General features: G+C 59.0%; 22 protein-coding genes. 12 read left to right on the top strand and 10 right to left on the bottom strand.

Annotation, left to right across the window (positions count from 1 at the left end):
• Window positions 1–412: 412 nt before the first annotated feature.
• The 5 genes from DKW72_RS15150 (at window position 413) to rimI (ending at window position 7,805) form a co-directional block, all read left to right on the top strand.
• Window positions 413–1,201, top strand: a complete 789-nt coding sequence (locus DKW72_RS15150; protein ID WP_111643229.1) for a 3-keto-disaccharide hydrolase — start codon at window positions 413–415, stop codon at window positions 1,199–1,201.
• 91 nt (window positions 1,202–1,292) lie between these two features.
• A complete protein-coding gene (locus tag DKW72_RS15145; RefSeq protein WP_111643228.1) occupies window positions 1,293–4,658 on the top strand; it encodes a family 16 glycoside hydrolase in 3,366 nt (1,121 codons plus the stop codon).
• A 350-nt stretch (window positions 4,659–5,008) separates the two neighbouring features.
• Window positions 5,009–6,562, top strand: a complete 1,554-nt coding sequence (locus tag DKW72_RS15140; RefSeq protein ID WP_111643227.1) for a 2-isopropylmalate synthase — start codon at window positions 5,009–5,011, stop codon at window positions 6,560–6,562.
• A gap of 26 nt (window positions 6,563–6,588) precedes the next feature.
• Window positions 6,589–7,344: a hypothetical protein gene (locus DKW72_RS15135; protein ID WP_111643226.1), complete on the top strand. Its 756-nt coding sequence runs from the start codon at window positions 6,589–6,591 to the stop codon at window positions 7,342–7,344.
• Complete coding sequence (gene rimI / locus DKW72_RS15130; protein ID WP_111643225.1) at window positions 7,326–7,805, top strand: ribosomal protein S18-alanine N-acetyltransferase; 480 nt, start codon at window positions 7,326–7,328, stop codon at window positions 7,803–7,805. Before DKW72_RS15135 ends, rimI begins: the two co-directional genes overlap by 19 nt.
• Window positions 7,806–7,808: 3 nt before the next feature.
• On the opposite strand, the gene DKW72_RS15125 is transcribed toward rimI, so the two are convergent.
• Together DKW72_RS15125 and DKW72_RS15120 are read right to left on the bottom strand one after the other, a co-directional pair.
• Window positions 7,809–8,336: a response regulator transcription factor gene (locus DKW72_RS15125; RefSeq protein ID WP_111643224.1), complete on the bottom strand. Its 528-nt coding sequence runs from the start codon at window positions 8,334–8,336 to the stop codon at window positions 7,809–7,811.
• A 6-nt stretch (window positions 8,337–8,342) separates the two neighbouring features.
• On the bottom strand, window positions 8,343–9,623 hold the full coding sequence (locus DKW72_RS15120; RefSeq protein WP_111643223.1) for an ATP-binding protein: 1,281 nt from the start codon (window positions 9,621–9,623) through the stop codon (window positions 8,343–8,345).
• A gap of 127 nt (window positions 9,624–9,750) precedes the next feature.
• Between DKW72_RS15120 and DKW72_RS15115 the strand changes: the two genes are divergently transcribed.
• The 3 genes from DKW72_RS15115 (at window position 9,751) to DKW72_RS15105 (ending at window position 13,129) form a co-directional block, all read left to right on the top strand.
• Complete coding sequence (locus DKW72_RS15115; protein WP_111643222.1) at window positions 9,751–11,118, top strand: MATE family efflux transporter; 1,368 nt, start codon at window positions 9,751–9,753, stop codon at window positions 11,116–11,118.
• An 89-nt stretch (window positions 11,119–11,207) separates the two neighbouring features.
• The gene (locus DKW72_RS15110) at window positions 11,208–12,785 is read left to right on the top strand and encodes a peptide chain release factor 3 (protein ID WP_111643239.1); all 1,578 of its coding nucleotides are present in this window, start codon (window positions 11,208–11,210) and stop codon (window positions 12,783–12,785) included.
• Entirely contained in the window at window positions 12,785–13,129 is a 345-nt protein-coding gene (locus tag DKW72_RS15105; RefSeq protein ID WP_111643221.1) for a hypothetical protein, read from the top strand. The genes DKW72_RS15110 and DKW72_RS15105 overlap by 1 nt, the downstream gene beginning before the upstream one ends.
• Before the next feature lie 31 nt (window positions 13,130–13,160).
• Here the strand turns inward: DKW72_RS15105 and DKW72_RS15100 are convergent, their stop codons facing one another.
• Complete coding sequence (locus DKW72_RS15100; RefSeq protein ID WP_111643220.1) at window positions 13,161–14,300, bottom strand: TonB family protein; 1,140 nt, start codon at window positions 14,298–14,300, stop codon at window positions 13,161–13,163.
• 259 nt (window positions 14,301–14,559) lie between these two features.
• Here DKW72_RS15100 and DKW72_RS15095 point away from each other — a divergent pair, with 259 nt between their 5' ends.
• The gene (locus DKW72_RS15095) at window positions 14,560–15,231 is read left to right on the top strand and encodes a flagellar brake protein (RefSeq protein WP_111643219.1); all 672 of its coding nucleotides are present in this window, start codon (window positions 14,560–14,562) and stop codon (window positions 15,229–15,231) included.
• Window positions 15,194–15,955 (top strand): hypothetical protein, encoded by a 762-nt coding sequence (locus DKW72_RS15090; RefSeq protein ID WP_157960513.1) that lies wholly within the window; start codon window positions 15,194–15,196, stop codon window positions 15,953–15,955. Before DKW72_RS15095 ends, DKW72_RS15090 begins: the two co-directional genes overlap by 38 nt.
• A 73-nt stretch (window positions 15,956–16,028) precedes the next feature.
• Here the strand turns inward: DKW72_RS15090 and DKW72_RS15085 are convergent, their stop codons facing one another.
• Window positions 16,029–16,769, bottom strand: a complete 741-nt coding sequence (locus DKW72_RS15085) for a hypothetical protein (protein ID WP_111643217.1) — start codon at window positions 16,767–16,769, stop codon at window positions 16,029–16,031.
• Between the two features lie 194 nt (window positions 16,770–16,963).
• On the opposite strand from DKW72_RS15085, the gene dinB reads away from it, so the two are divergent.
• On the top strand, window positions 16,964–18,025 hold the full coding sequence (dinB, locus tag DKW72_RS15080) for a DNA polymerase IV (protein WP_111643216.1): 1,062 nt from the start codon (window positions 16,964–16,966) through the stop codon (window positions 18,023–18,025).
• Window positions 18,026–18,235: 210 nt separating this feature from the next.
• Window positions 18,236–18,655: an ExbD/TolR family protein gene (locus DKW72_RS15075; protein ID WP_111643215.1), complete on the top strand. Its 420-nt coding sequence runs from the start codon at window positions 18,236–18,238 to the stop codon at window positions 18,653–18,655.
• A gap of 84 nt (window positions 18,656–18,739) precedes the next feature.
• Here the strand turns inward: DKW72_RS15075 and DKW72_RS15070 are convergent, their stop codons facing one another.
• From DKW72_RS15070 to DKW72_RS15045, 6 genes are all read right to left on the bottom strand, one after another.
• Window positions 18,740–19,288 carry an aminoacyl-tRNA deacylase gene (locus DKW72_RS15070; protein WP_111643214.1) on the bottom strand — a complete coding sequence of 183 codons (549 nt, stop codon included), beginning with the start codon at window positions 19,286–19,288 and terminating at the stop codon, window positions 18,740–18,742.
• A gap of 223 nt (window positions 19,289–19,511) precedes the next feature.
• The gene (locus DKW72_RS15065; RefSeq protein ID WP_111643213.1) at window positions 19,512–20,792 is read right to left on the bottom strand and encodes an aminotransferase class I/II-fold pyridoxal phosphate-dependent enzyme; all 1,281 of its coding nucleotides are present in this window, start codon (window positions 20,790–20,792) and stop codon (window positions 19,512–19,514) included.
• 72 nt (window positions 20,793–20,864) lie between these two features.
• Entirely contained in the window at window positions 20,865–22,823 is a 1,959-nt protein-coding gene (locus DKW72_RS15060; RefSeq protein WP_111643212.1) for a M48 family metallopeptidase, read from the bottom strand.
• A gap of 21 nt (window positions 22,824–22,844) precedes the next feature.
• Window positions 22,845–23,441: a LemA family protein gene (locus DKW72_RS15055; protein WP_111643211.1), complete on the bottom strand. Its 597-nt coding sequence runs from the start codon at window positions 23,439–23,441 to the stop codon at window positions 22,845–22,847.
• 297 nt (window positions 23,442–23,738) lie between these two features.
• A complete protein-coding gene (locus DKW72_RS15050; protein ID WP_111643210.1) occupies window positions 23,739–24,320 on the bottom strand; it encodes a BON domain-containing protein in 582 nt (193 codons plus the stop codon).
• Window positions 24,317–24,904: an SIS domain-containing protein gene (locus DKW72_RS15045; protein WP_111643209.1), complete on the bottom strand. Its 588-nt coding sequence runs from the start codon at window positions 24,902–24,904 to the stop codon at window positions 24,317–24,319. The genes DKW72_RS15050 and DKW72_RS15045 overlap by 4 nt, the downstream gene beginning before the upstream one ends.
• Between the last annotated feature and the right edge of the window lie 24 nt (window positions 24,905–24,928).

The raw sequence follows: 24,928 nt of genomic DNA, 5'->3' as shown, positions 1-24,928 counted from the left end.
AAAAGTGTGCGGCCTCAATGTCGGATTGCGCCCTGGCGGGCTCATCCGACCTCCGGGAGAGATTGTGCCGTTTTGTCGGATTACGCCCTTCGGGCTAATCCGACCTACGGGAGGCGGGGTGCCATTGTTTGCGTAGGTCGGATTAGGCGCAGCCGTAATCCGACACCTGAGGCACCGGACCCAACCGATAGCCCCTATTAGCCCTTCTTTTCTCAACTTTACTCCTGCCTTTTAGTCTCTTGCTTTGAAATCATATAGATATGATAATATAGTCAAAAGCCTCGCTTGACAGCCTCTGAGCGGGTGGTTGAGAATCGGGACCGGTTATTTCGGTAACCGACCCAAAACCACCAGTGTTATTACGTGAGGCCGTTAGCGTCTCTCAATAGCCATAATATTAAGAGGACTTACCATGCAGACCTTTCCAAGCCTATCTCGGCTGAAACTCGTGGGTGTGGCAGTTTGCCTGTTGCCCCTGGCGTGCAGTAATGACGCCCCCGCAGCCGATGATGAGGAACTCGAGCCCTGGCAACAGGCCGAAAAGACCCAGGTATGGGATCCTGAGCCGCGGACCGTAACGGCCCGTCCCGGTGAGCCGCCTTCAGATGCGATTGTGCTTTTTGATGGTAGCGACCTGAATCAATGGGAAACCACAGACGGTGAACCTGCGCAATGGACACTCAATGACGATGGTTCAATGACCGTGAAACCTGGCACCGGCGGCATCCAAACCAAACAGGCTTTCTGTGACGTTCAGCTGCATGTTGAGTGGCGGGCGCCGACCGTGATCGAAGAGGGCATGGATGGTCAGAACCGCGGCAACAGCGGGGTTTTTCTGCAACAGCGCTATGAGGTTCAGGTGCTCGATTCCTACAACAACCGCACCTATGCGAACGGCCAGGCAGCGTCCATTTACAAGCAGCATATCCCCTTGGTCAACGCGATGCGACCGACTGGCGAATGGCAAGATTACGATATTATCTTCCAGGCTCCGCGTTTTACGGGTCAAGGCGATGTAGATTCGCCTGCGCACATCACGGTTCTTCACAACGGCGTGTTGGTTCAGAATCACGTTGAAGTAAAAGGTACAACGGCGTGGATCGGTGAACCGTCCTATGAATCTCATGACTGTGCACCTCTGTATTTGCAAGATCACGGCGATTTAGTGAGCTTCCGCAATATCTGGATCAGAGAGCTGTAAAAACTGGCGCTCGAAAAGCGTTTTTCAGGTACTGATTGACAGCGTTGTCTTCCTGGCGGGTAACGCTGGCACTAAACACTTGGGTTGGTTTATGCGTATAACAAAAACGGAGTCCCACATCCTGGCTTTGCTGGGGTGTATGAGTTTCTCGTCATTTGCTGCGACCGAAGCGGAAGACAGTCCGCTTCGGTTTTTTGAAACCACGGATTCGTGGCAATTGGTTGAGCAGATAACGCTCGATAATGGCCAGCTACACGGTCAGACGGGAGATGCCAATGTTATTGCCTGGTTCTCTGGTGAAGAGGATCAAGCGGCGCGCTTGCGTACCCCTTACAACTACAGAGACTCCATCGTTCGGTTGGAGTTTATGTTGCCGGAAGCTGGTAATGCTGGCGTATACATTCACGATCGCTACGGCATTAACCTGGCTGACAGTGTTGATGATGAAGCCCTGGATCATGCCAGCGCCGGTGGTCTTGAGCAGCGCTGGAACCAACACAGCGATAACCCCGGGTATGATGGCGTGGCGCCATTGACCAATGCCGCACTGCCTGCCGGTGAGTGGCAGACCCTGGAGATTTCCTTTCGTGCACCACGCTATGATGACGCCGACAACAAGGTCGATAACGCCCTGTTTTTATCGGTGCGTTTGAACGGCGAACAGGTGCACACGAACACCATCGCGACCGGTTTCACCAAAGGCGCGGCGACCAACTGGGAGCAACCCAGCGCGCCTTTTGCGATTCAGCCCCGTGGTCCGATAGCTCTGCGCAATGTCGATGTGCGTCCCGCCGACTTCAGCGCCGTGGCGGTGCCGGAAGAGACCGGTCAAGCATCCAATCGTGACGACCTGGTCGACTTTGTGGAGCGTGGGCGCAAGGCCTTTAGCGATCTCGGTTGTGCATCCTGCCATGCGATCAACAAAGGTGACACCGCCGAGCGCGCGGGTCCCAACCTCTATGGCTTGTTCCAGCCCGAGCCCCGTGACCGAGAAGTGGTTGAGGGCGGAGAGCGGTTTGTCATCAAAGCCAACCGCAGCCACTTGCGCCGCAGTATACGTGAGCCCACAGATCGTCAGGCGGTTCGTGAGCGTGAGCCCAACAAAGGGCAGGCCTACGCGCCCATTATGCCGCCCTATTCGCAGGAAGCGCTGCCAGATATCGAGCTGGATGCCATAGGCGCGTACCTGGAGACGCTGAATGACATTGGTCGCCAGGGACCGGTGGTGCAGTTGGTAGAGGCCGATGGCCCGGTTCAGTATGACCCGATGGCCGATGGCATGCAGCTGCTGGTGAATCAGCGGGTAAGAATCCAACGTGGCCCCATGCCCGGTTTGTCCGGTCGTTCCATTCACGTCGGACAACCCAATCGCATCAACTTTACCTTCGATCCGCGAATTCTGGGTGTAGCGCGAATCTGGCAAGGTGGGTTTCTGGATATGTCGGGGGAGTTTCAGAATCGCGGCGGTGGCGGTTTACGGATGGGGTACGACAGTACCGAAATTGATCTCGGTGAATCAGCGACATTGTTTGCCCCCCTGAATGCGAACGACGAGATGATTGACTTTTCATTTCGCGAGGCGGTTTTCCGCGATTACGACACCATCCGCGAATCACTTTACAGCGAGATCGATTTCGATCAACGCATTGCCGAGGTTAACGCCGCTTTTAACGGCTATACCTGGGACAGTGCGGATCACCAGGCGCCCCCCAGTTTCTATTTCCGCATTGGGGAGAATCAGCTGAGGGTCCAGTATCGGTTCGAAGCCGATGGTCGTGTTCGGATAGTCGTGTCCGGACAGCTGGAGACGTCACAGACCTTTTTGGTGAATACCCCTGTGCTCGGCGACGCGGCGGTCTCCGGCGGCGAGCTTGAGGGCGACCGCTGGCAATTGCCCGCCGGTGAGCGAGTGACGGCGGAGTTGACGGCGACCCTCCCTGTGACCGCCCAGCCCTGGGCGCCCGCGCCGAGCGATTTCGATTTTGAGCGCCAAGCGCTCAAGACGCGCCCCGCCGAACCGGATTTGCCTGCGGGCTACTCGGCTGAAAGTTGGTCGGGGCCTCAAGACAACTTTGGTCGTGACCTGTTGTTTGAAGCGCTGGGGATTGATGTTGCCCGCAACGGCACTATTGTGGTGGCTACTCGCACCGCCGGTATCTGGCGCATTGTCGATGGGCATTGGGAACTGTTTGCCGAGGGGTTGTTTGACAGCCTGGGCGTCGTGATTGAAGACGATCGCGGAGACAGCCTGGTCGTCGGCCAGAAGGCTGAGCTGACCCGGGTTGCCGATACCACCGGGGACGGTCGGGCAGATACCTATCAGACGCTGTTTGACGGTTTCTCATTCCACAGCAACTACCACACCTATATGCACGGGCCCGTGCGTGGGGGCGACGGTGCCTATTATTTCGCCATGAACCTGGCGCACGATAACGAGGCGGTGTACAAGGCCGACGGTGAGTATATGGGCTCCCAGGGGGGCTACAATGGCTGGGCCTTCCGGGTTACGCCCAACGGCGAGGCTGAGCGCTATGCCTTTGGCTTGCGCAGCCCTGCAGGGTTTGGGGTCGCTCCCGACGGTCAGGTCTGGTACACCGAAAACCAGGGTGAATTTGTCAGCACGTCGAAGCTGTTTACCCTGGAGCGGGATACTTTTTACGGTCATCCCTCCGCGTTGGTGGATAAGCCCGGCTTGACACCGGACTCGCCTGAGCTCGCCTGGGAAAAGGTGGCCGACACCCGCGCCCGTGAAGTCCTGCTGTTCCCCCAAAACAAGGTGGCCAATTCGCCGGGGCATATTGCGTGGGACACCACCGAAGGCAAATTCGGCCCCTTTGGGGGACACCTCTGGGTGGGCGACCAGACTCAGTCTAACCTGCTGCGTTTGGTGCTGGAGGAGGTCAACGGTGTCAAGCAGGGTGCGATCATCCCCTTTGCGGCCAATATGGAGTCGGGTGTCATGCGCCCGGTATTCCTGCCTGACGGTAGCCTGCTGATCGGTCAGACCGGGCGGGGCTGGCGCGCGCGCGGCGGCCATGTGGCGAGCCTGCAGCGTATTGTCTGGGACGGTGAGACCCTTCCGGAGAGCATCTACGAGGTTTCGGCACGGAACTCCGGCTTTGACGTGACCCTGACCTGGGCGTTGCCCCGGGAGGTGACCGAGGCCCAGTTGCTGGAGGCCTTGCGAATTGAGTCTTGGACCTACAGGGATGCGCCGGATTATGGCTCGCCGGAGTTGGATGGTCGCGAGGAGAAGGTGGCGGGCATCCGGTTGTCGTCGGATCGGCGCAGTCTTCGTGTCGAGCTGGCATCCGCCGAGATACCGGATGTCCATCCCCAGCAGGTCGGTCGTGTGTATCACCTGAGTCTGGCGACCGACGGGCTGGCAAAGCAGGCACCTGAGCGGCTGCACGCCTACTATACGCTGCATCAATTCCGTAAGACGCAGAGCGACTGAGCAGTCGGTTATGCATGGCCAATTTTTAGGATGGTTATCCTAAAAGTTGGCCATTAAATCCTCTCTTCATAATTATTGTCCTAATATATCGCTTTCATTGGGATAAACTGTTGTTTTAATTGATCGCCCGGCTATAATAGCTATTAACCGAACGACATTTTTCGACAAACGGGTGAACAGTGAACACAGTCTTTTCTTCCCAGTACCTCCCTGCCTGCGGCCGCCCGGTCCTGCTACGACTGCGTTAGGGCTCACGCCCCTGCACCCGTGTGCCGTCAGCGACGGCAACCCCCCATTTTTTCATTGCACATTATTCGCCCCAGAGTAGGGCGACCCCAAGGAGCTAAGCCATGAGCGCAGCCAAAGACCGGTTAGTGATTTTCGATACCACCTTGCGTGACGGGGAACAGAGCCCGGGCGCCTCCATGACCAAAGATGAAAAAGTCCGCATTGCGAAAATGCTGGAAAAAATGCGCGTCGATGTGATCGAGGCGGGTTTTGCGATTGCCAGCAAAGGTGACTTTGAGGCGGTCAAGGCCGTCGCCGAGGCGGTGAAAGACTCCACCGTGTGTAGCCTGGCACGCGCCGTCAAGGGAGATATTGAACGCGCGGCTGAAGCCATCAAGCCGGCGAATCGTGGGCGCATCCACACGTTTATTGCCACTTCGCCCATTCACATGAAATACAAGTTGCAGATGCAGCCCGAACAGGTATTGGACGAAGCGGTCAAGGCGGTCACCCTGGCGCGCAACTTTACCGACGACGTCGAGTTCTCGCTCGAGGATGCAAGCCGCTCAGACTTTGACTTCATGTGCCGTATTATCGAGGCCACCATCAAGGCCGGAGCCGGTACCATCAACTTGCCCGATACCGTCGGCTACGGTGAGCCCGGCGAATACGGGAGAATGTTTAAGCGCTTGATTGAAGCCATTCCCAATGCCGATCGGGCGATTTTCTCAACGCATTGCCACAACGATTTGGGGCTGGCAGTCGCCAACTCGCTCTCGGCGGTGATGCACGGCGCGCGTCAGGTGGAGTGCACGATCAACGGTCTGGGTGAGCGTGCCGGTAACGCCGCACTCGAAGAAATCGTTATGGCTGTGCGCACCCGGCAGGACATGATGCCGGTGGAAACCGGCATCAACGCCGAGCACATCGTGCCCACCTCGCGCCTGGTATCCAGCATTACCGGTTTCCCGGTACAGCCGAACAAGGCAATTGTCGGGGCCAATGCCTTCGCGCACGAATCCGGTATTCACCAGGATGGGATTCTCAAGCACCGGGAAACCTATGAAATCATGCGTGCCGAAGACGTGGGCTGGAACACCAACAAGCTGGTGTTGGGTAAGCATTCCGGGCGCGCGGCCGTCAAAGCGCGCTTTGAAGCCTTGGGCATTATCTTTGATAACAAGGATGCGTTGGACGCGGCCTTCATGCGCTTCAAGGATCTTGCCGACAAGAAGCATGAGATTTTTGATGAGGACTTGCAGGCACTGGTCAGCGAAATGGAACCTCAGGATGTCGTGGATCACTATCAGTTGACCTCCATGTCCCTGAATACCCAGACCGGAACCAAGCCGCATGCGACCGTGTTGATGAGCGTCGATGGCGAGGACTTCACTGCAGAAGCCAAGGGTAGCGGTCCGGTGGACGCCACCTTCAAAGCGATCGAGTCGGTGGTCAACAGTGGTACCAGCCTCAAACTCTATTCGGTCAATGCCATCACCCAGGGCACAGACTCGCTCGGGGATGTCACTGTGCGCTTGGAGAAAAACGGCCATATCGTCAACGGTGTGGGTGCCGATACCGACATTGTGGTAGCCTCTGCCAAAGCTTACATGCATGCGCTCAACCTGCTCGCCACCGAAGGCGGCAAATCGCACCCGCAGCATGGCGGCATCTGATAGCGCTTGGGTGAGGATACAGTACGGTGGATGAGTTACAGCGGCAGAGCTATTTGTCGAGCCTGGGGATAGACACCTATGTCCCGCGCTGGCGCCTGCCGGAGGCACCGGTACCGGTAGCGTGCGCGCGTCCGGCGGCACGTGCCGCCGAGCCTGCGCCGGTAAAGGCGACCGCTCAGGCGCCGGCTACCGGTGACAGTGTCGCTGCGACCCGGACTGGACCCGCACCTATTGCGGCGGTGCTGGAAAGTCTGACCGGCGCCAAGGCCGCCCCCGACTCCACAACACACGCTCCGTCCCTCGAGACCGAGTCTCCAGCGGAACCGGCACCGGCCTTCTCCTTGAGCCTGTGGCGTCCCGAGCCGGGCTTATTGATTGTTGCCGACCGCGCGTCGGGCTCGGGCTTGCCCACTGAACGGTTGGTACATAACCTGGTGGCTGCCCTGGCGCCCGGCCAGAGCGCGGGCGCAGAAACCGTGTGGCACTGGCCGCCGGGTAGCGGTGGGCACTTGCCCCGGACCGATGCCGATGCGCGCATCGCTGTGCAAACCTGGCTCGAGACCGAGCTGGCCAAGCGCACGGTTCATCAGGTGTGGCTCTTTGGCACTCAGGCAGTGCGTTACAGTTTGTCGGCCGAAACCGATGCCGAGCTATGGCAGTCGGTGACCCTCGCGCCCGGCACACACCCCGCGTGGGTGTTGCCGGATTTGATCAGTCTGCTGCGCGAGCCACTGCTCAAGCGCCAGCTTTGGAAGCACCTTAAATGGCCAGTTACACACTGACCCTGTCTGACGGTACCGGGTTGAAGTTACGCCCCCTGACCCGCGCGGACCTGTTCCGTATTGAAAGCATTGAGGCGCAAGCCCATACCCACCCCTGGAGCGTCGACAGCTACGAGGATTGTCTGGGCGGGCGCCAGCAGTGCTGGGTGGCGAGGGTGGGCAACGACGTTGTGGGCTGTACTGTGTTCACCCAGAGTGCCGATGAATCCGAATTGCTCAACCTGGTGGTTGCGCCGCGCTGGCAGGGCAAGGGCATCGGCCGCAGCCTGTTGAACTTTGTGGTGACCCAAGTAGCCCCGAGGGCGGAAGTGCTTTTTCTGGAGGTGCGGGTATCGAACCAGAAAGCGATTACTCTCTACAGTGCTTCCGGCTTCATCGAGGTCGGTCGGCGCAAGGACTATTACCCAGCCTATGAGGGCCGGGAAGATGCCTTGGTGATGATGCGCCGACTCGCAGGTTGAAATTCAGCGCTGCACCGGGCGTTTTTGCAATTTGCGCTGCAAGGTGCGCCGGTGCATTCCCAGGCTGCGGGCGGTGGCAGATACGTTCCCATCGTGGGTTTTTAGGACCTGCTGGATATGCTCCCACTCCAGGCGATCCACCGACGGCGGTTGCTCGGGAATGTCCGCCGGCTCCCTCCGTTCAGGTGCTTCAAAGGCATCCAGAATGGCGCTCACATCCGCCGGCTTGCAGAGATAGTTGTGGGCGCCCAGCTTGACGGCATCCACGGCGGTGGCAATGCTTGAATAGCCGGTCAGAATCACCACTTTCAGATTGGGGGCACAGGCTCTCAGCTGACGCAAGAGCACCAGTCCCGACTCCTCCCCCAGCTTCAAATCCAGCAGTGCCCAATCAAAACGCCCGGCGTTGACCTGTCCCAGGGCATCGTCAGTGTTGTGGGCGCTGGCGACCTCATAACCACGCCGGGCTAGCGCGCGGGTGAGAACGCTCGCCAGGGCAATATCATCATCAATCAACAGAATGCGGGTCACGTCAGTTTATCCTTGATCAGCGGGTTGTAACGGCAAGCGCACATCGGTGAGCGTGCCTCCCTCGGGCTGGTTGTAGAGGCGCACTTGACCGCCGTAGCGGCTCAGGGTCGCGTGAGTGAGCAACAGGCCAAGTCCCAGGCCTGCGCCCTTGGTGGTAACAAAAGTTTTGCCGAGCTGATTGGCCACCGCCAGCGGCACGCCGGGGCCCCGATCGCGAATCGTCCAGAAAAGCGTGTCCCGATCCCAGCGCACCTTTACCCTGACCGCCTCCGGGCTGGCATCCGCGGCGTTGTCGAGTAGGTTGGTCAGACTCTGGGCCACAGTGGGATGAAATCGCCCAGTGACTGTAGGGCAGCCTTCGGCGACAATCACCTCGGCCACGACGTCTGGGCGTATCACGCGCCAATTATCGATCAGTTCGCGGCAGAAGTCCGCCACCGACTGGATCCGCTCCTGGCCGTCGTCGGTGCGCTCCGCGGTAGCCACCAGGCGGCGGAGCGTGCTCGAGCAGCTGTCCACCTGTTGCTCGAGTAGCGCCAAGTCGGCGGGGTCGACCTCCCGGTCGGCGCTAGCGCGCAATTCGCCCAGAAGCACTTTCAGGGTGGAAAGGGGCGTGCCCAGCTCATGGGCGGTGCCGGCGGCCAGGGTCGCTACTGCCAGCACCTGTTCGTTGCGCAGGTCGTCTTCTTTGCGTTGGTTGAGCCACTGCTCCTGACGACGCAGATCCCGGGCCATGCGCACCACAAAAAAACTCACCAGCAGGGCGCTGATAAAAAAGTTGAGCCACATGCCAAGGGTGTGCAAATTGACCACCGCCTGTCCGGCGTGCTGTTGATGCGGGGCCAGCAGCGGCAGGGGCACATGAAAGTGCATCAGCAGGGTGTAGCTCAAGAGTGACAGCCCGGTGAGAATACCCGTCTGCATGCCGCTCAGGGTGGCCGCACAGATGCAGATGGGCACCAGAAAATAGGAAATGAACGGATTGGTGGCGCCGCCACTGAAGTAGAAGAGTGCGCTGAGCATGCCCACATCCAGCAGTAGCTGGATAAAGAACTCCCCTTCGGACACCGGCAAGGGCTGGCTCAAGCGTACAAAGCTGAGCACGTTCAAGGTGCCGAACACCAGCAATAACCCGAGGATGGCGCCGTAAGGCAGCTCGTCGGGCACCCAGTACGCGCTGGACAGGGCCGCCAGGGATAGTCCGACCAGCACCAGGCTGCGTATGACTACCAGGTGATAAAGGTGCTGGGCCGGGCCGGCGAGCGTCAATGGAGGAGTCGGGGTCATGGAGCCATTATACCCAAGCCGGGGCTCTGTGCCTGTGGCATCTTGTCGCAACGCTCACCCGGGGTCCGCACACGCTCATGTATAATGGCGGACTTTTGTGTTCGCCCACCAAAGGCTCCCCTTATTCATGGCAACCCCCCTGCAACCCACATTGACTGAAGGCCCGGTGGCGCGCCAGCTGCGCGACCTGGCTCTGCCGATGGTGTGGGGGTTGTTGGCGACCATGTCGTTTAACGTGGTGGACACCTTCTTTGTCGCGAAACTGGGCTCGGCACCCCTGGCCGCGATGAGTTTTACATTTCCGGTGATCATGGTGCTCACCGCCGTGGGCATCGGAGTGGGGGCGGGCACCTCCTCGGCGGTATCGCGCGCCATCGGCGAGGGCGATGAGGTCAAAGCCCGACGCCTGGCGACCGACGCGACGACTCTGGTCTTGTTGTTGTCAGTGCTGATTTGTTTCGTCGGCTGGTGGACCATTGAGCCCTTGTTCCTGGCACTGGGGGCAACGCCGGAGCTGATTCCCCTGATTCATGAGTATATGGCGATCTGGTATATCAGCGCCCCCTGCCTGTTGGTGCCGATGGTCAGTCTGGCCGCTTTACGGGCCATGGGCATGAGTCGGGTGCAGGGCTACCTGATGAGCGCCGGGGCGCTACTCAACGCCGTCCTCGATCCGCTCCTGATTTTTGGCTTGCTCGGGTTGCCCGCGCTAGGCCTTCAGGGCGCCGCACTGGCGACCCTGATCACCCGGGTCATGATCATGTTGGTGGCCTTTGGGATTCTGCACTGGCGGGTGCACTTACTGGTCAACCCGCTGATTCCCTGGTGGCAACTGCGTCGCTCGTGGGCCGCCATCGTGCATGTGGGGTTGCCGGCGGTGGCCGCCAACGTCATTGTTCCGGTGGCCAGCGGGGTTGTGCTGATGATGGTTGCCGGTTACGGCACCGATGCGGTTGCGGGGCTGGGAATCGCGGTGCGTATCGAGCCGCTGTGCCTGATAGTGTTTTACGCACTCTCCGGCGTTGTCGGTCCCTTCTTCGGTCAGAACTACGGTGCCGGGCGCGACGACCGACTGCGTGAAGCCTTGTGGGTGCTCGGCGTGTTCAGTCTGGGCTTTGGCTTGTTGCTTGCGTTGGTGCTGTGGTTCGCGGGGGGTATCGTTGCCGGGTTGTTCAGCAGCGACCCCGAAATCATCGCCGTGGCGGCGCTTTATCTGGCCACCGTGCCGCTCAGCTACGGGGCCTACGGCTTGGTGATGTCCGTGTGCGCGGCGTTCAACGGCCTTGGCCGTCCCTGGCCAGCCATGTTGCTTTCCTGTGCCCGAGTACTGATCGTATTCTTGCCTCTGGCGTGGATGGCGCAGTGGCTCTGGGGGCTGCACGGGCTGTTTCTGGCCACCGCCATGGCCAACCTTGTCGTTGGTGCCTGGGCCTGGAGCTGGCTCAATCGGCACCTGCGTGCGGCCCGTGAACAAATCCCGGTTGCGGTCGGGTAAAGCGGGTTAAATGCGGGGGCGTCTGCGTTATACTGGCGCCCATTCCGAATATGCCATTTTGCATTCACCGACCTGATATTGCCGAGCTTATGACCTCTTTACCGCCCGCGTTGGCCAAACGCCGCACTTTCGCCATTATTTCTCACCCGGATGCGGGTAAGACCACCATTACCGAAAAGCTACTGTTGTTCGGTAACGCCATTCAGTTGGCCGGGTCGGTCAAAGGGAAGCGCGGCCCTCATGCCAAGTCTGACTGGATGACCATGGAGCAGGAGCGGGGTATCTCGGTCACCTCGTCGGTGATGCAGTTCCCCTACAAAGACCGGATCGTCAACCTGCTCGACACTCCCGGGCACGAAGACTTTTCCGAGGATACCTACCGCACACTCACTGCGGTTGACTCGGTGTTGATGGTGATCGACGGCGCCAAGGGCGTCGAGGATCGCACCATCAAGCTGATGGATGTGTGCCGCCTGCGCGACACCCCGATTCTGACGTTCATCAACAAGATGGACCGGGAAATTCGCGAGCCAGTAGAGCTGCTCGACGAAGTCGAAGAGGTACTCAAAATTGCCGCCGCCCCGATCAATTGGCCACTGGGTATGGGTCGGGAGTTTAAGGGAGTTTATAACCTTTATACCGATACGATTCACGTATTCAAATCGGGGCAGGGGCATACCATTCCCGAGGATGTACAGATCAAAGGGCTCAACAGTGCCGAGGCCACTGAGCTGCTGGGCAGCGACGCCGAGTCGATTCGTGAGGAAATCGACCTGGTGCGAGGTGCCACGCCGGAATTTGATTTGGACGCCTATTTAGCCGGGCAGATGACCCCGGTATTTTTCGGCACGGCATTGGGGAACTTTGGTGTGCGTGAAATGCTTGATGGCTTTGTCCAGTGGGCGCCGACCCCCTTGAGCCGGGAGACTCACACGCGCACCGTCGAGCCGGCGGAGGAAAAATTCTCCGGTTTTGTCTTTAAGATTCAGGCCAATATGGATCCCCGGCACCGCGACCGTATTGCCTTTATGCGGGTGTGTTCGGGCACTTACCGCCAGGGTATGAAGATGCGTCACGTGCGCCTGGGTAAGGACATCAAGATTGCCGATGCGGTGACCTTTATGGCGGGCGATCGCAGCACCGTTGAAGAGGCGCGCGCCGGGGATATTATTGGCTTGCACAATCACGGCACCATTCAGATCGGCGATACCTTTACCGAAGGCGAGGATCTCAAATTTACCGGCATCCCGCATTTTGCGCCGGAGCTGTTTCGTCGTATCCGCCTCAAGGACCCGCTCAAAACCAAGCAGTTGCAGAAGGGGTTGCAACAGCTCTCGGAGGAGGGCTCCACCCAGGTGTTTTTCCCCATCAACAACAACGACATTGTGGTGGGGGCGGTTGGGGTGCTGCAGTTTGAAGTGGTGGCCTACCGACTCAAGGACGAGTACAAAGTGGAAGCGATTTATGAGCCGGTCAACGTCGCCACCGCGCGCTGGGCAGACTGTGATGATGGTAAGAAGCTGGAGGATTTTCGCCACAAGTGCCGGGATAACCTGGCGATCGATGGCGGTGGCCACCTGACCTACCTGGCGCCCACCCGGGTGAATCTGTCGCTGACCGAAGAGCGCTACCCCGAGGTGCTTTTCCGGGCCACTCGGGAGCACTGATGGCCCAACTACTGATTACTATTGTGCTGACCATGGTGATCTTTTTGGTGATCGCCGGTTTGTTGATATGGGCAAAGAAACCCAACTATCGGATCAAAACCGAAAATGTCATCTCGCTTCTGGAGCTCGTGCTTGAAGGTAGGGCCGGCGACAATGACTGGCGGTTATTCTCGGCGATTCCACTGCGTCACGACCCCTACCTCGATGAGGTGCGCGATCGCTGCCTGGAGATTGAAGAACGGGAATATGCCAGCGGTGGACAGACGCCTTATTTATTCACCGCGAAGGGGCTGGAGGAGCTGGCCGTGATTCTTGAAGAGTTGCGCCAGCGGGAGGAGTCCTGAGCGCGGGCACGTAAGTGCCCGCGCTGGCTGTTCAGGGCAGCCGGAAGTTGATCGGCACAGTGAACTCATAGCGATCGTCACGGATGGCATCAGGAATGGCCGCGAAGGGGGCAGCGTTTTCAATGGCCCGCCAGGCTTCACGGTTGAGCACGGCGTGGTTACTCTCCTCAAGCCAGCTCATATCCGCAATCGTGCCGTCCCGGTTGATCACCACACCGATACGAACGCCCCCTTCTATGCCGCGCTGGAGTGCCCGGCGTGGATAACTGATTTGCCCGTTGATCGCGCGCAGCAGGTCGGAGTGATAAAACTGCTGGGCCAACAGCGACTCTGCTGTCAATACCTCCAGGTCGTCATCGTCCTCGTCATCCTCTTGGGCCACGGCGGGGGCAGGTTCTGGTTCCGGTTCGGGCTCTGGCTCAGGTTCCGGTTGGCGCTGCGGGCGCGTCAGGGCCACGGGTGGCGGCGTCGCTACGGCGGGGGCGGCCGTCGGTGCGGCGGTAGGTTGGGGTGTTGGCGTCGGTGTGGGTGCCGGCTCAGGCTCAGGTTCGGGTTCGGGTGCATGCCACTGGGCTACCGCCTCAATGCGAGCCTCATCGGGCTGGATGCGGTCGTAGCGAAAACGCAGGTCGGCGTTGACGTTGCCAGCACTGAGGATGCTGTCGCGATAGCTCGACGATAGCGGCACAGCACCGACCCAGGTGCGCAGTAGAAGCGCAAAAAAAGTCGTGTCCTCAATCGTCCCCAGCAAGTTGCCGTTGGTTTCGATGTTGACCCCTTCGCCGGGCAGCAGGTGAAAAACGACATGGTCATTCTGGCGCAGGCGACCGCGGAACAGGTTGCTGAACTCCACCATGTTGTCCGCCTGCTCCGTGAGCACCGCGTTGGGGTTGTTGATCGCCATACCCTCGATCCAAAGACGGCTGAAGCGCCTGGGCGGAATTCCCCCCTCCGATAGGATTTTCAGTTCCATGCGCTTTTCACCCTGGCTACTGATCAGTGTCGAAGCACTGTCGGTCGGCTCCTCCGTGAATACTGCGCCAATAAACAGGTCGTTGCCCAGTTCCTGGTGCACGGCCAGCCCATTAATTCTCGGCGCGGCACTGGCGGCCTGGATTGAAAAGAGTAAAAGAAGTGTCAGTCCTGCCGATAATAGGGAATATTTTCGCATAATAGGCTCTTATAACTTTTTGTCAGGTGTTCATCCTGTGGCCAAGCTAAAAGGAATGAAACACTTATTGTTTGGTCCCTGGCGATTCGATCTGCCATCGGTAACTCTAACGAACTTTGGTTGCCAAGTTCAAGCACATTGGTCGGGCTTTGTGGCCGGGGTCAGGTTTTTGTGCAGTGCAGCCTTTTGCGGCATACTGACGTTTGAGCGCTAGTGCGGCTAGCCCGGCGCGTTCCATGGAGTGTGAGCAACCTACGTGATGAAATTTGAAGACTTGAAGCTCGACCTGGGTTATCCCCTGCAAATGCAGGTGAATGCCCCCGATGGCCGCCCGGAGCGTCTGGGTTCACGCCTGGTGGGCAGTGTCGCAAAGCATGCCTTGATTGTCGCCGTGCCACGCCTCGATGGTCGCAGTGTGCGCTTCCGTCCGGGCCAGAAGGTCATTGTCCGGACCATGGCCGCCAACGGCGTGAGCGTGTTTACCACTGTGGTGCAGGCCCAGATTACTGATCCTTACCCCTTGGTGTTTGTCGACTACCCCGAAGAGGTGGTTTTTAAGGGCGTACGCAACTCGACCCGGGTCGGGGTAGATCTGGCAGTCAAAGTCACCAATCGCAGTCAACTGGAAGATCAGACCTTTGATGCCCGGATCGGTGATATCAGTTTGTCAGGGTGCCGCCTCGAACTGGAGCAACCTGCAGGCGATATCGGCGACAAGGTTCAGCTTCAGGCCCAGGTCGAGTTTTGTGGTTTGCAGCGCACTTTGAAGCTGGACGGCATTTTGCGCTCGCGGGTTGAGCGCAGCACCCAGGAAAAACAACAGCAAGTACCGGCGGTTCATGGGGTCGAGTTTGCCGAGCCCGACGACGAACAGCGGTTGGTATTGTGTGCCTATGTTTACCATGAGCTGGCTCAAGATACCTCGGCTTAAGCGGGCCTTGCCGCTGATTGCTCTGGTGGGGCTGGGATCCGCCCAGGCACAGTTGGGTGTCGATTTGGACAAACTCACGGTGCCGCAAACCTATGTCCGCTACTTGCCCCCAATGGTCGATGCCGCGCGCCTGGTCAAAGCCGATGAGACCTGTGTGACACTCATTGCCGGTGAGGTGCATACCGATCGCAGCACCCCCGAACACCCGATCTTTCGATTCAGCTGTCGGGACGATGATCGACGCCTGTTTTCCTGGTTAGTGGACGGTTTGAGTCTCAAGCTGCTGGATGAAAGTCGCCCCGAGGGTCAGATCAGTTTTGCCGACCTGGCGGCTGAGCGCGAGCGTGAAAGAGCCCGCGATCTGGCCCGTGAACAGGAGCGCGCCAAGGTGCGGGAGCAGCTGCAGGCTTTGCAGGATGCGCTTGGACAGATGGATGAAGAGGATCTTGAGGCGGCGCTGGCGAGGCGAATACAGGTGTGGCGTGCGTGTCGGTCGGCACTGATTGAGCGAGCCCAGACCCTGGCAGAGGTGCACTGGCTAACGGAAACGATGCCTGAGCCCGAGATGGTCGGCGATGGTGTTATGCGTTTTGAAGTGGATTTTAATGCGCGCGATCCGCGCCGTCAGTTGCTCGAGTACCGGGCCAGCTGTGTGGGCAGTACCGCCGCAGATACTGAGTTGAGACTCCGTCCGCGTGTTGAGGCGGTGCAGCCTGCGGACTAGCGTGGGTCTGGCATACAGGCACAAAAAAGGGCGCCCGAGGGCGCCCTTTTTTGTGCTCACCTAAAGGTACGGTTTAGCTGCTTGCTTTGGCCTTGGCCTTACGCGGACGGCGCTTGGCGGCGGTTTTTTTGGCGGCCGGCTTCTTGCTCGTGACCTTGCGCTTTACTTTACGGGTCTTTGCTTTGGCTTTAGTGCCGGCTTTCTTGGCGGCGGCTTTGGCCTTAGCGGCGGCTTTCTTTTCGGCCGCTTTTTGCTTGGCAGCGGCCTTCTTGGCGGCAGCCTTGGCTTTTACAGCGGCTTTCTTGGCCGCGACCTTGGCTTTGGCGGCAGCCTTTTTCTCGGCGGCTTTGGCACGTGTAGCGGCTTTCTTGGCGGCGATTTTGGCCTTGGCGGCGGCTTTCTTCTCTGCTGCCTGTTGTACTTTTGCCATGGCAGCTTCAGCTTTGGCTACGGCTTTTTCGTGAGCGCTAGCCAGCTTGTTGGCAGCTTTGGTGTCAGCCAGTTTCTGCTTGGCGTCGGCCAGCTGTTGCTTGGCGCTGTCGGCAACTTTGAGCGCTGCATTCAGCTTGGTTTGGGCAGCACTTGCCTGACGGGCAGCAGCAGGGGTTTTCTTTTTGCGTGCTGCAGCCAGCTTGGTGCGTGCACTTTTAACCGCAGTGTTGGCCTTGCTGACCTCTTTGTTAAGTTTGTCCGCTGCCTTCTGAGCGTCAGCTTCCTGGGCGGCGCGAGCCTTGGACAATTGAGTTTTAAGTTGGGCCAGCTGTTGCTCCAACTCGGCGATTTGATTGACCGCTTTTTTCTTGCGTGCTGCCATGGTGGTGTTCCTTTGTTTTCACTGTGAAAAAAATAAAGACGTAAAGAGTACTACTTACGCTGTATAACATAAGCAATTATCATAAAAATTCAAGCATTTTCGTGTGTACTTGCACGAATAACACCGAAATAACGCCGACTTTGCTATTTTCTCGTTTAATGTCTGTATATAATCACAGTGCTGGCGAGGAGTTTATGCGCAAAATTATTCACTGTGATGCCGACTGCTTTTTTGCGGCGGTTGAAATTCGGGACGATCCGAGGCTGCAGGGGCGTGCCATTGCCGTTGGGGGCAATCCGGATAGGCGCGGCGTATTGTCCACCTGTAATTATGAGGCAAGGCGTTACGGCATTCATTCGGCTATGCCGGCAGCGCACGCCTTACGCCTGTGCCCGGACCTGATTATTCTGCCGCATAGAATGGATGTTTATCGGGATGTCTCTCAGGCGATGCGCCAAATATTTTACGACTACAGCGAGCGGGTAGAGCCGCTGTCCCTGGATGAAGCTTTTATCGATGTCAGCGAATCTGAACAGTGTCGCGGCAGTGCCACACTGATCGCCCAGGACATTCGAGCACGGGTGCGCAAGGATTTGGGAATCAGTGTTTCCGCGGGTGTTGCGCCCAATAAATTTCTCGCCAAAATTGCCAGCGACTGGCAGAAACCTGACGGTTTGACAGTTATCACGCCAGCGCAGGTATCCGAATTTGTTGCGCGCTTGCCGGTGCGTAAGATCCACGGCGTTGGCAAGGCCATGGCGGCCCGGCTTGGAGAGTTGGGGGTGACGACCTGTGGCGACCTGCAGCATTACAGTATTTTTGAATTGAGCGAGCGTTTTGGTGCGATGGGGCGCCGGCTGCATCAGTTATGTCGAGGAGAGGACGACCGCCCGGTCAATGCCAGTCGTCGGCGCAAATCGCTGAGTGTGGAAAAGACCTGGTCTGAGGACCTGCAAGGTCTTGAGTCCTGCCTGGCGGGTTTGCCTCGCTTGTTGGAGAAGCTGTTTGCCCGTCTCGAAGACCTGGATGATGACTATCGGGTGGTCAAACTCTTTGTGAAGATCAAGTTTGCCGATTTTACCCAAACCACCCTTGAGCGCGCGGGCAAACATATCAGGATCAGTGCATTCAGAGAGCTGTGCGCCGAGGCGTACGCTCGCCAGGGCGGTGCGGTTCGCCTGTTGGGGCTGGGGGTACGCTTTGTGGACTTGCGTGAGGATCGGGCGTATTACCAGTTGCCGCTCTTTGGTGACTAGAACTTTGGCCGGACCCCTGGGTCAAATAATGGTCACCATGACCTTTTTGTGGTGGCGCAGTCCTGCAAAATGTTGGTCAAAACGGGTGCAAAGCTGTTAATATGCAGCCCTTGATCCGTTCCCGGTGCATGTTTTTATGCCCGTGACCGGGCTGCAGGCCCCGACCTGCGGCGGTTTAGTCCACCAGATGATAACGACGGGAGTAATACGGTGAGTCGAAGAAAGAAAGGCCGTAAAGCCGAAGAGGGCAATGATATTGACCTGACGCCAATGTTGGACGTGGTCTTTATTATGCTGATTTTCTTTATTGTGACGGCCTCGTTTGTGCGTGAGATGGGCCTTGACGTCAACGTACCGGAAGATTCAGACCAGCCCCCGCCGGAAGATGCCGAGCGCAATATCATGGTGCGGATCACCAGTGATAACCAGATCTGGATGGATGACCGCCGGGTTGACGAGCAGGCAGTGCGCTCCAATATCGAGCGTCTGCGCGCTGAGTTCCCTCAGGCTGCGGTGATTATCCAGGCTGAGAGTGCCGCCAACGCCAGAACCTACGTTTCCGTGGCCGATGCTGCCCGGGCAGCGCAAGCCCCCAACATTGTGTTGGTGCCGGTGGGCGGACCGCAATAGTAGAGGCCTCCAGCGATAAAAAAACCACCGCTCTGCGGTGGTTTTTTTTGTCTGTTTTTTGGCCTGAGGGACACCTCTGGAGCGCTAGAGGCCCTCGCTCAAGGCGTAGCCAGGGCTTGCCAAGGACCGGCGGCCGCCTTTGCGCCGGAAGGTGTGGCGCTTACGTTTGGAGCTGAATGCATCACTCAGCGCGCCATGCATCAATCTTTCAAAGTCGTTGCGCCGCAATACCACCAAGTGCTCGTGGTCACCTGCCTCCAGGTAGATATTTTCGTGAGCCAACAGTGTCGGATCCCAGATGACCTCAAGGCCGTAAGCCTGACCCAAGGCGGGCACAGCACCGGGCGCGCAATCCGGGAAGACCTCCGCCAGTTCATCTTCGTCTACCAGCTCCAGGTGTCGGTCAAAAATCTGGTTGAGGGTGTGACGCAGAATCTTGTGCTGGGCTGGCAGTACGCACAACCGATAACCGAAGTCCTCATCGCGCAACAGCACAGCCTTGGCGAGCGCGGCATCATCAATCTGCGCCGCCTGGGCGGTATTGAATGAACCCTCGCTGTAATCATGCCGGTGCAACCGGTAGGGCACACGCTGGCTTTCGAGGTACTTCTCAACGCGTTTGGCAATGCTCATAGACACCTCACTTGCCGCGGACTCAACAACTTGGACCGCGTAAAGCGGTCACTTACTCTGAGTATACGAGGCAAATCCGGAAACGTGCAGAGTTTTTAGATTTGAGCACAGTGAGGTTATGCTTTTTTGGAATATCGGTGTGAGTGTGTGAACGGTACCCCCACAAAAAAACCGCCGGGGTTTACCCTCGGCGGTTTTGTCGTGAGCGTTGGTTCCACAGCCGTTAGCTCGCCAGTTTTTGGCGCACCGAGGCCAGTTTGACGCAGATGACAAACACGTCCATCGCGGCAACCACTTCCTTCACTGCTGGAACTGAGGGGGCGATGCGGATGTTGCGGTTCTCCGGGTCTTTGCCGTACGGGAAGGTGGCCCCGGCGGGGGTCAGTTTGACCCCGGCCTCTGCGGCCAGGCGCACGGTTTCGCCGGCGCAGCCCGGGCGGGTATCGAAAGACACAAAATAGCCACCAACGGGTTTTTCCCAGGCGCCCAGGTCGTTATCGCCAAAGGCGGCGTCGAGCGCGCTCAGCACGGCCTCAAAGCGGGGATTGAGCAGTTCCGCGTGCTTTTTCATATGGGCCAGCAGAGCATCGCGGTTGGGCAATAACCGGGTGTGGCGGATCTGGTTAACCTTGTCCGGGCCGATCGTGCAGGTGCTCAGGAAGCGCTTCAGGCCCGCCAGGTTGGTGGCAGAGGCCGCCATAAAGGCCACGCCGGCTCCGGCATGGGTGATTTTTGACGTGGAGGCAAACTGCAGCACGCTGTCTTCGGTGCCGTTGCGCTTACAGGCCGCCATGATGCAAGCCAGTTGCGGCGCGTCGTCTACCAGATCGTGGACCGAATAGGCGTTATCCCAGAAAATGCGGAAATTGGCACTGGCGATTTTGCCCAGTTTGGCCATGCGCTCGACGGTCTCGTCGCTGTAGACAACCCCGGTCGGGTTGGAGTATTTCGGGACACACCAAATGCCCTTGATACTGTCGTCGGCTTTGATCATGGCCTCGACCGCATCCATATCCGGACCGGAGGCCCCCATGGGTACAGTGACCATCTCGATGCCCAACTGCTCGCACACCGTAAAATGGCGATCGTAACCCGGTACCGGACAGAGCACTTTGACGTCACCGTCATTTTTCCAGGCGCTGGCAGCGTCTTTGAGGCCGAACTGATGCGCGGTCAGCATGGCCTGGAACATCAGGGTCAGACTGCTGTTGCCGCCCACAAGAATCTGGGAGGCGTCGTCCAGCCCCATGACGTCGGCGCCGAGTTGCTTGGCCTCGGGCAGGCCATCGAGACCGCCGTAGTTGCGGCTATCAGTGCCATCGGCGGCCTTGTAGTCGCCCTTGAGGATGCCGTCCAGGGCGTCGGACAGGGACAGTTGCTCGGCAGAGGGTTTGCCGCGGGTAAGATCCAGACTCAGCTTCTTGTCGACAATAGCTTGGTAATCGGCAGCCAGTTGGCTTTCCCACTGGCGCAGTTGTTCCGGCGTAGCTTTATCCAGTTGCAAGGTGAGTACCTCGGTAGTTGATTGGCGAAAGGGCCCAAAGAACGCGCATTATAGCGCGCCCGGGACGAAGTTTTAACCGTTGGTGGGCGCGGCTCCGGCCACTACCGGTGGAATGGGGCAGTCGAGGCTGTCGGCGATGGCGCGGAACAGCTCGGCTTCGGTACCGGTGATCTGCCCGGCATGGACGATGCTCTCGCGCATGGCCTTCAGCACTTGCGGTTTTTCCAGTGCCTTCAGGCGATTGAGTGCGTCCAGAGCTTCGTCGACTTTGGGGAGCTGGATGGCATCGGCGGGAAGCAGTGCGCGAGTGTCGAAGGGCAGGGCGCGCCACGCCGCCGTAAACGCCGCTTCGGCTTCGCCTTCATCTTCATGCCCGGCGCGGGCCATAAGGGACAGCAGCAGCTGGCAGTTGTCCGCTTGCTTGGCCAACGGGTGAGCGCGCCAAGTGCGGCTTTGGGGCTCCAGGTTATGCACCAGAATACGAAACAGCGACCACTCCTGCAGGCTCACGCGCTGATCGGCGCGAATCAGCTGGCCGACCGAGCGACGGAAACTCTGGTAGTGAATTTCCGACAGGTCTTTGAGCGCGGGCAGGGCCAGCTCAACCAGTGGCAGGCGCTGTTCCGGGGCGCACTTGACCGCCGCACCCACCACCGTTTTCAGGCTGTTGAGTTCATCTTTGGTGTGTTCACTGAGCAGGTCGCGCCATTGTTTTTGGCGAACCTGGCGGTCTGCGCTGAGCAGCAAGCCGTAAATGATGCCGCGCGCGCCGAAGGTCTCATGTGCGGCTTCGCGCAGTGCCGGGTTCAGGCTTTCGATCAGGTGATGGGCGTGGGCCAAATGTTCGGGGGTCGGCTGACCGATATGCTCAACACTGGCGTCGAGCGCTTCAGGCGCACCCTCGGGGGCGGACAGGGCTGCCTCCACAGCGGCGATGCGGGCGCCCATCATGGCGGCACGGCGCGCATCGGGCTGCCCTTGGGTCTCAGGCTCCGCTTTCGCGGTGGTGATTTCAACCGTGGGGTAGGTGCCATTCCAGGATGGCAGTATGCGTTTGATGCGTTTATTCAGAGGCGGGTGCGTGGCCATCATGCCGCTCATGGAGGATTTGAGCCCGGCACCGAAAAACATGTGGGTAAATTCTGCGGCGTTATCCGCCTCCAGGCGCGAGCCGCTGCTGTAGCCACCGATCTTTTGCAGTGCCCCGGCGATGCCGGTGGGGTTGCGGGTGTACTGCACGGCCGAGGCGTCGGCCAGGTATTCGCGCTGACGGCTGACAGCGGATTTGATCAGCCCACCGAAAAAGGTGCCGGCGTAGCCGACCAGCATCAAGCCTGCACCGGCACTGAGCATCACCATGGGCGAGTTGTCGCGACTGCTCGAACGCCGGTAGCCGCGCATGGCAGCGCTGCGCATCAGCAGTTGCCCCAGCAGACCGATGAGCAGGATGCCGTTCAGTACTGCCAGAAGGCGCATGTTCAGGCGCATGTCGCCGTGGAAAATATGACTGAACTCGTGCGCGACCACCCCTTGCAACTCGTCCCGGTTGAGCAGGCGGATGCAGCCGCGGGTGACGCCGATGACCGCGTCCTGGGGACCGTAGCCCGCCGCAAAGGCGTTGATGCCGTCTTCCTCGAGCACATACACCGGAGGTACGGGCGCGCCCGAGGCAATCGCCATCTCCTCGACCACGTTGAGTACCCGGCGCTCGTCCTGGTCGCGGGTATCGAGGTTGATCAGACGTCCGCCCAGCGCTTCGGCCACCACTTTGCCGCCGCCGCGCAGCTGCAACCATTTGTACAGGCTGCCGAAGCTGACCAGGATGACCATAAACACGGCCACCCAGGTCAGAATCTCAAAGCCGGTACCCAGGCGGATGTCTTCCACAGTGGAGGGCGCGCGCAGATAGAACATGATGCCGCCGATCAGCACGGTGGCTGCGATCACCAGGGCGATCACCGCCAGCGCGAACAGAACGATCAGGCGTCGGGTGTTGCGCTTGGCCTGATCCTGGTGCTCAAAAAAGTTCATGGCAGGCACTCAGCCGGGTACTTAAAAAGACACCTTGGGTGCCGCCTGGATTTCGGCGCTGTCGGCAAACTCCAGCAGCGAGGCGTCCTCCCGGTGACCAAAGAAACCGGCAAAAAACACCGGCGGAAAGCTCTGCTTGTAGGTGTTGTAGGTCATGACCGCGTCGTTGAAACTCTGCCGGGCGAAGGCGATTTTGTTTTCGGTGCTGGTCAGCTCTTCAGACACCTGCTGCATGTTCTGGGAGGCTTTCAGGTCCGGGTAGGCTTCCATCACCATATTCAGCCGACCGAGTGCGCCAGTCAGCGCGCCTTCGGCACCGCCGAGCTCGGCCATGGCTGCAGGGCTGCCCGGAGCGGCGGCGGCTTTTTTCAGGCCGCTCATGGCCTGGGCGCGGGCCTGGGTTACGGCTTCAAGGGTTTCGCGCTCATGCTTGAGATAGGCCTTGGCGGTGTCCACCAGGTTGGGGATCAGGTCGTAGCGGCGTTTGAGCTGCACTTCGATCTGGGCAAAAGCATTCTGAAAGCGGTTGCGCAGGGTGACCAGGCGGTTGTAAATACCGACCAGGTAGATCACCAGCGCGGCGATGATTACCAGGATGACAATGGTTGAAATTTCCATAACACCAACCTCACGATTATCGTTCGAGCAGGGATAGTAACACGGCTTCCGGCGCCTGCCAGCGGTTGTGTGGGGGCGGGGTGCAAAATTGTGACCTACCGCGCGCTCGGCGATTCACGTCAGAGGACGAAACGCCTCCTGCTGGCACAAGTCGAAGCCGGGCATCCCTATCCGGGACCGTCTGCCGCCCGGACGGCGGCAGTCGAGCCCCCAGGGATGGGTTCACGGCGTGTCCCGGATAGGGATGCCCGGCTTCGACGTACCCGACTAATGAGCGTTTCGTCCGCTAACTTGAATCTAGTCTATGTATTCGAAGACTTTTACAACTTTGCGCACGTGTTTGGTCTGGCTGGCGATCTGCGCGATGCGATTGGCCTCGGCGCGCGATACCAGGCCCATCAGGTAGACAGTGTTGTTGCGGGTGATCACGCGGATCCGTCCGCTCTCCACATCCCGGTTGAACAGGAGTTTGCTTTTCACCTTGGTGGTGATCCAGCTGTCCACCGAGCGCGACCAGACCTTCTTGGCGTCGCCCACTTCCAGCTCGTTGTTGACCTGGCGCACAGGCGTGACCTTGAGAGCGGTTTCGCCTGCCAACCGCTTGAGCTCGTTGTTGGGTACCCGGCCTACCAGTAGCACCACGCCGTTGTAGCTGAATACTCGCAACTGGGCGGTGCGCAGGTCTTCATGGGCCTTGTTGATATTGACCCGCACTACGGTCGTGATCTGGCGGTCGTCGATGCGTGCCCCCATGGTGCGTTTGCCCGGGTTGATGGTAATGGGCTCGCGGGTGGTGGCCGAGAGCACGCTGGTGCAGGCGCTCAGGCTGAGCGCACTGGTCAGAGCCAAGAGTGAGAGTAAAAACAGCCGAGTGATCATTCGTGTCCTCCAAACAGCTGTAAATCAATCAGGTCACAGAGACAAAACAGGGTCAGCAAGTGAACCTCGTGGATGCGCGGTTTGCTGGTCAGTGGCGCGCGCAGCTCCAGGTCGTTGTGGTCGAGGAGCGCGGCGGTGTCACCGCCTTCGCCTCCGGTCAGGGCAATGACGGACATGCCCCGGTCATGGGCGGCGCTGATGGCTTGCAGCAGGTTGCTGGAGTTGCCGGTGGTGGTGACCAGCACCAGTACGTCGCCCTCGTTTCCGAGGGTGCGAACCTGCTTGGCAAAAATGTCGTTGTAGGAATAGTCGCTGGCAATGGCCGTCTGGGTGGTGAAGTCGGTGGCCAGGCTCAGGGCGGGTAAGCTCGGTCGCTCCTGCTCAAAGCGGTTGACCAGGCTGGCGGTAAACATTTGCGCCTGCGCCGCGGCCAGGCCATTGCCACAGGTAAGTACCTTGCCCTCGTTAAGTAAACTGGCGACGATCAATTCGCTGGCACTGGCAATCAGTGGCGCGAGTTGTTCGCCCGATTGCATCTTGGCTTCAATGCTTTCGTGAAACAGGGTGATGACCCGTTGGTCCATAGTGTCAGATTCCTGCGGTTAAAG

The sequence above is a fragment of the Marinimicrobium alkaliphilum genome, assembly GCF_003259155.1.
GTDB lineage: Bacteria > Pseudomonadota > Gammaproteobacteria > Pseudomonadales > Cellvibrionaceae > Marinimicrobium_A > Marinimicrobium_A alkaliphilum.
The sequence above is the reverse complement of the archived record's forward strand: the minus strand, read 5'-3'. Positions and strand labels throughout refer to the sequence as shown.

What these genes read in the sequence shown, in the direction of transcription:
- DKW72_RS15140 (WP_111643227.1), top strand. Translation starts at nt 5,009, where the DNA reads ATGAGCGCAGCCAAAGACCGGTTAGTGATTTTCGATACCACCTTGCGT.
- DKW72_RS15100 (WP_111643220.1), bottom strand. Translation starts at nt 14,300, where the DNA reads ATGCGAAAATATTCCCTATTATCGGCAGGACTGACACTTCTTTTACTC.
- DKW72_RS15070 (WP_111643214.1), bottom strand. Translation starts at nt 19,288, where the DNA reads ATGAGCATTGCCAAACGCGTTGAGAAGTACCTCGAAAGCCAGCGTGTG.
- DKW72_RS15095 (WP_111643219.1), top strand. Translation starts at nt 14,560, where the DNA reads ATGAAATTTGAAGACTTGAAGCTCGACCTGGGTTATCCCCTGCAAATG.
- DKW72_RS15150 (WP_111643229.1), top strand. Translation starts at nt 413, where the DNA reads ATGCAGACCTTTCCAAGCCTATCTCGGCTGAAACTCGTGGGTGTGGCA.
- DKW72_RS15090 (WP_157960513.1), top strand. Translation starts at nt 15,194, where the DNA reads ATGTTTACCATGAGCTGGCTCAAGATACCTCGGCTTAAGCGGGCCTTG.
- DKW72_RS15055 (WP_111643211.1), bottom strand. Translation starts at nt 23,441, where the DNA reads ATGGAAATTTCAACCATTGTCATCCTGGTAATCATCGCCGCGCTGGTG.
- DKW72_RS15110 (WP_111643239.1), top strand. Translation starts at nt 11,208, where the DNA reads ATGACCTCTTTACCGCCCGCGTTGGCCAAACGCCGCACTTTCGCCATT.
- DKW72_RS15115 (WP_111643222.1), top strand. Translation starts at nt 9,751, where the DNA reads ATGGCAACCCCCCTGCAACCCACATTGACTGAAGGCCCGGTGGCGCGC.
- DKW72_RS15145 (WP_111643228.1), top strand. Translation starts at nt 1,293, where the DNA reads ATGCGTATAACAAAAACGGAGTCCCACATCCTGGCTTTGCTGGGGTGT.
- DKW72_RS15085 (WP_111643217.1), bottom strand. Translation starts at nt 16,769, where the DNA reads ATGGCAGCACGCAAGAAAAAAGCGGTCAATCAAATCGCCGAGTTGGAG.
- DKW72_RS15105 (WP_111643221.1), top strand. Translation starts at nt 12,785, where the DNA reads ATGGCCCAACTACTGATTACTATTGTGCTGACCATGGTGATCTTTTTG.
- DKW72_RS15045 (WP_111643209.1), bottom strand. Translation starts at nt 24,904, where the DNA reads ATGGACCAACGGGTCATCACCCTGTTTCACGAAAGCATTGAAGCCAAG.
- DKW72_RS15060 (WP_111643212.1), bottom strand. Translation starts at nt 22,823, where the DNA reads ATGAACTTTTTTGAGCACCAGGATCAGGCCAAGCGCAACACCCGACGC.
- DKW72_RS15050 (WP_111643210.1), bottom strand. Translation starts at nt 24,320, where the DNA reads ATGATCACTCGGCTGTTTTTACTCTCACTCTTGGCTCTGACCAGTGCG.
- dinB (WP_111643216.1), top strand. Translation starts at nt 16,964, where the DNA reads ATGCGCAAAATTATTCACTGTGATGCCGACTGCTTTTTTGCGGCGGTT.
- rimI (WP_111643225.1), top strand. Translation starts at nt 7,326, where the DNA reads ATGGCCAGTTACACACTGACCCTGTCTGACGGTACCGGGTTGAAGTTA.
- DKW72_RS15120 (WP_111643223.1), bottom strand. Translation starts at nt 9,623, where the DNA reads ATGACCCCGACTCCTCCATTGACGCTCGCCGGCCCGGCCCAGCACCTT.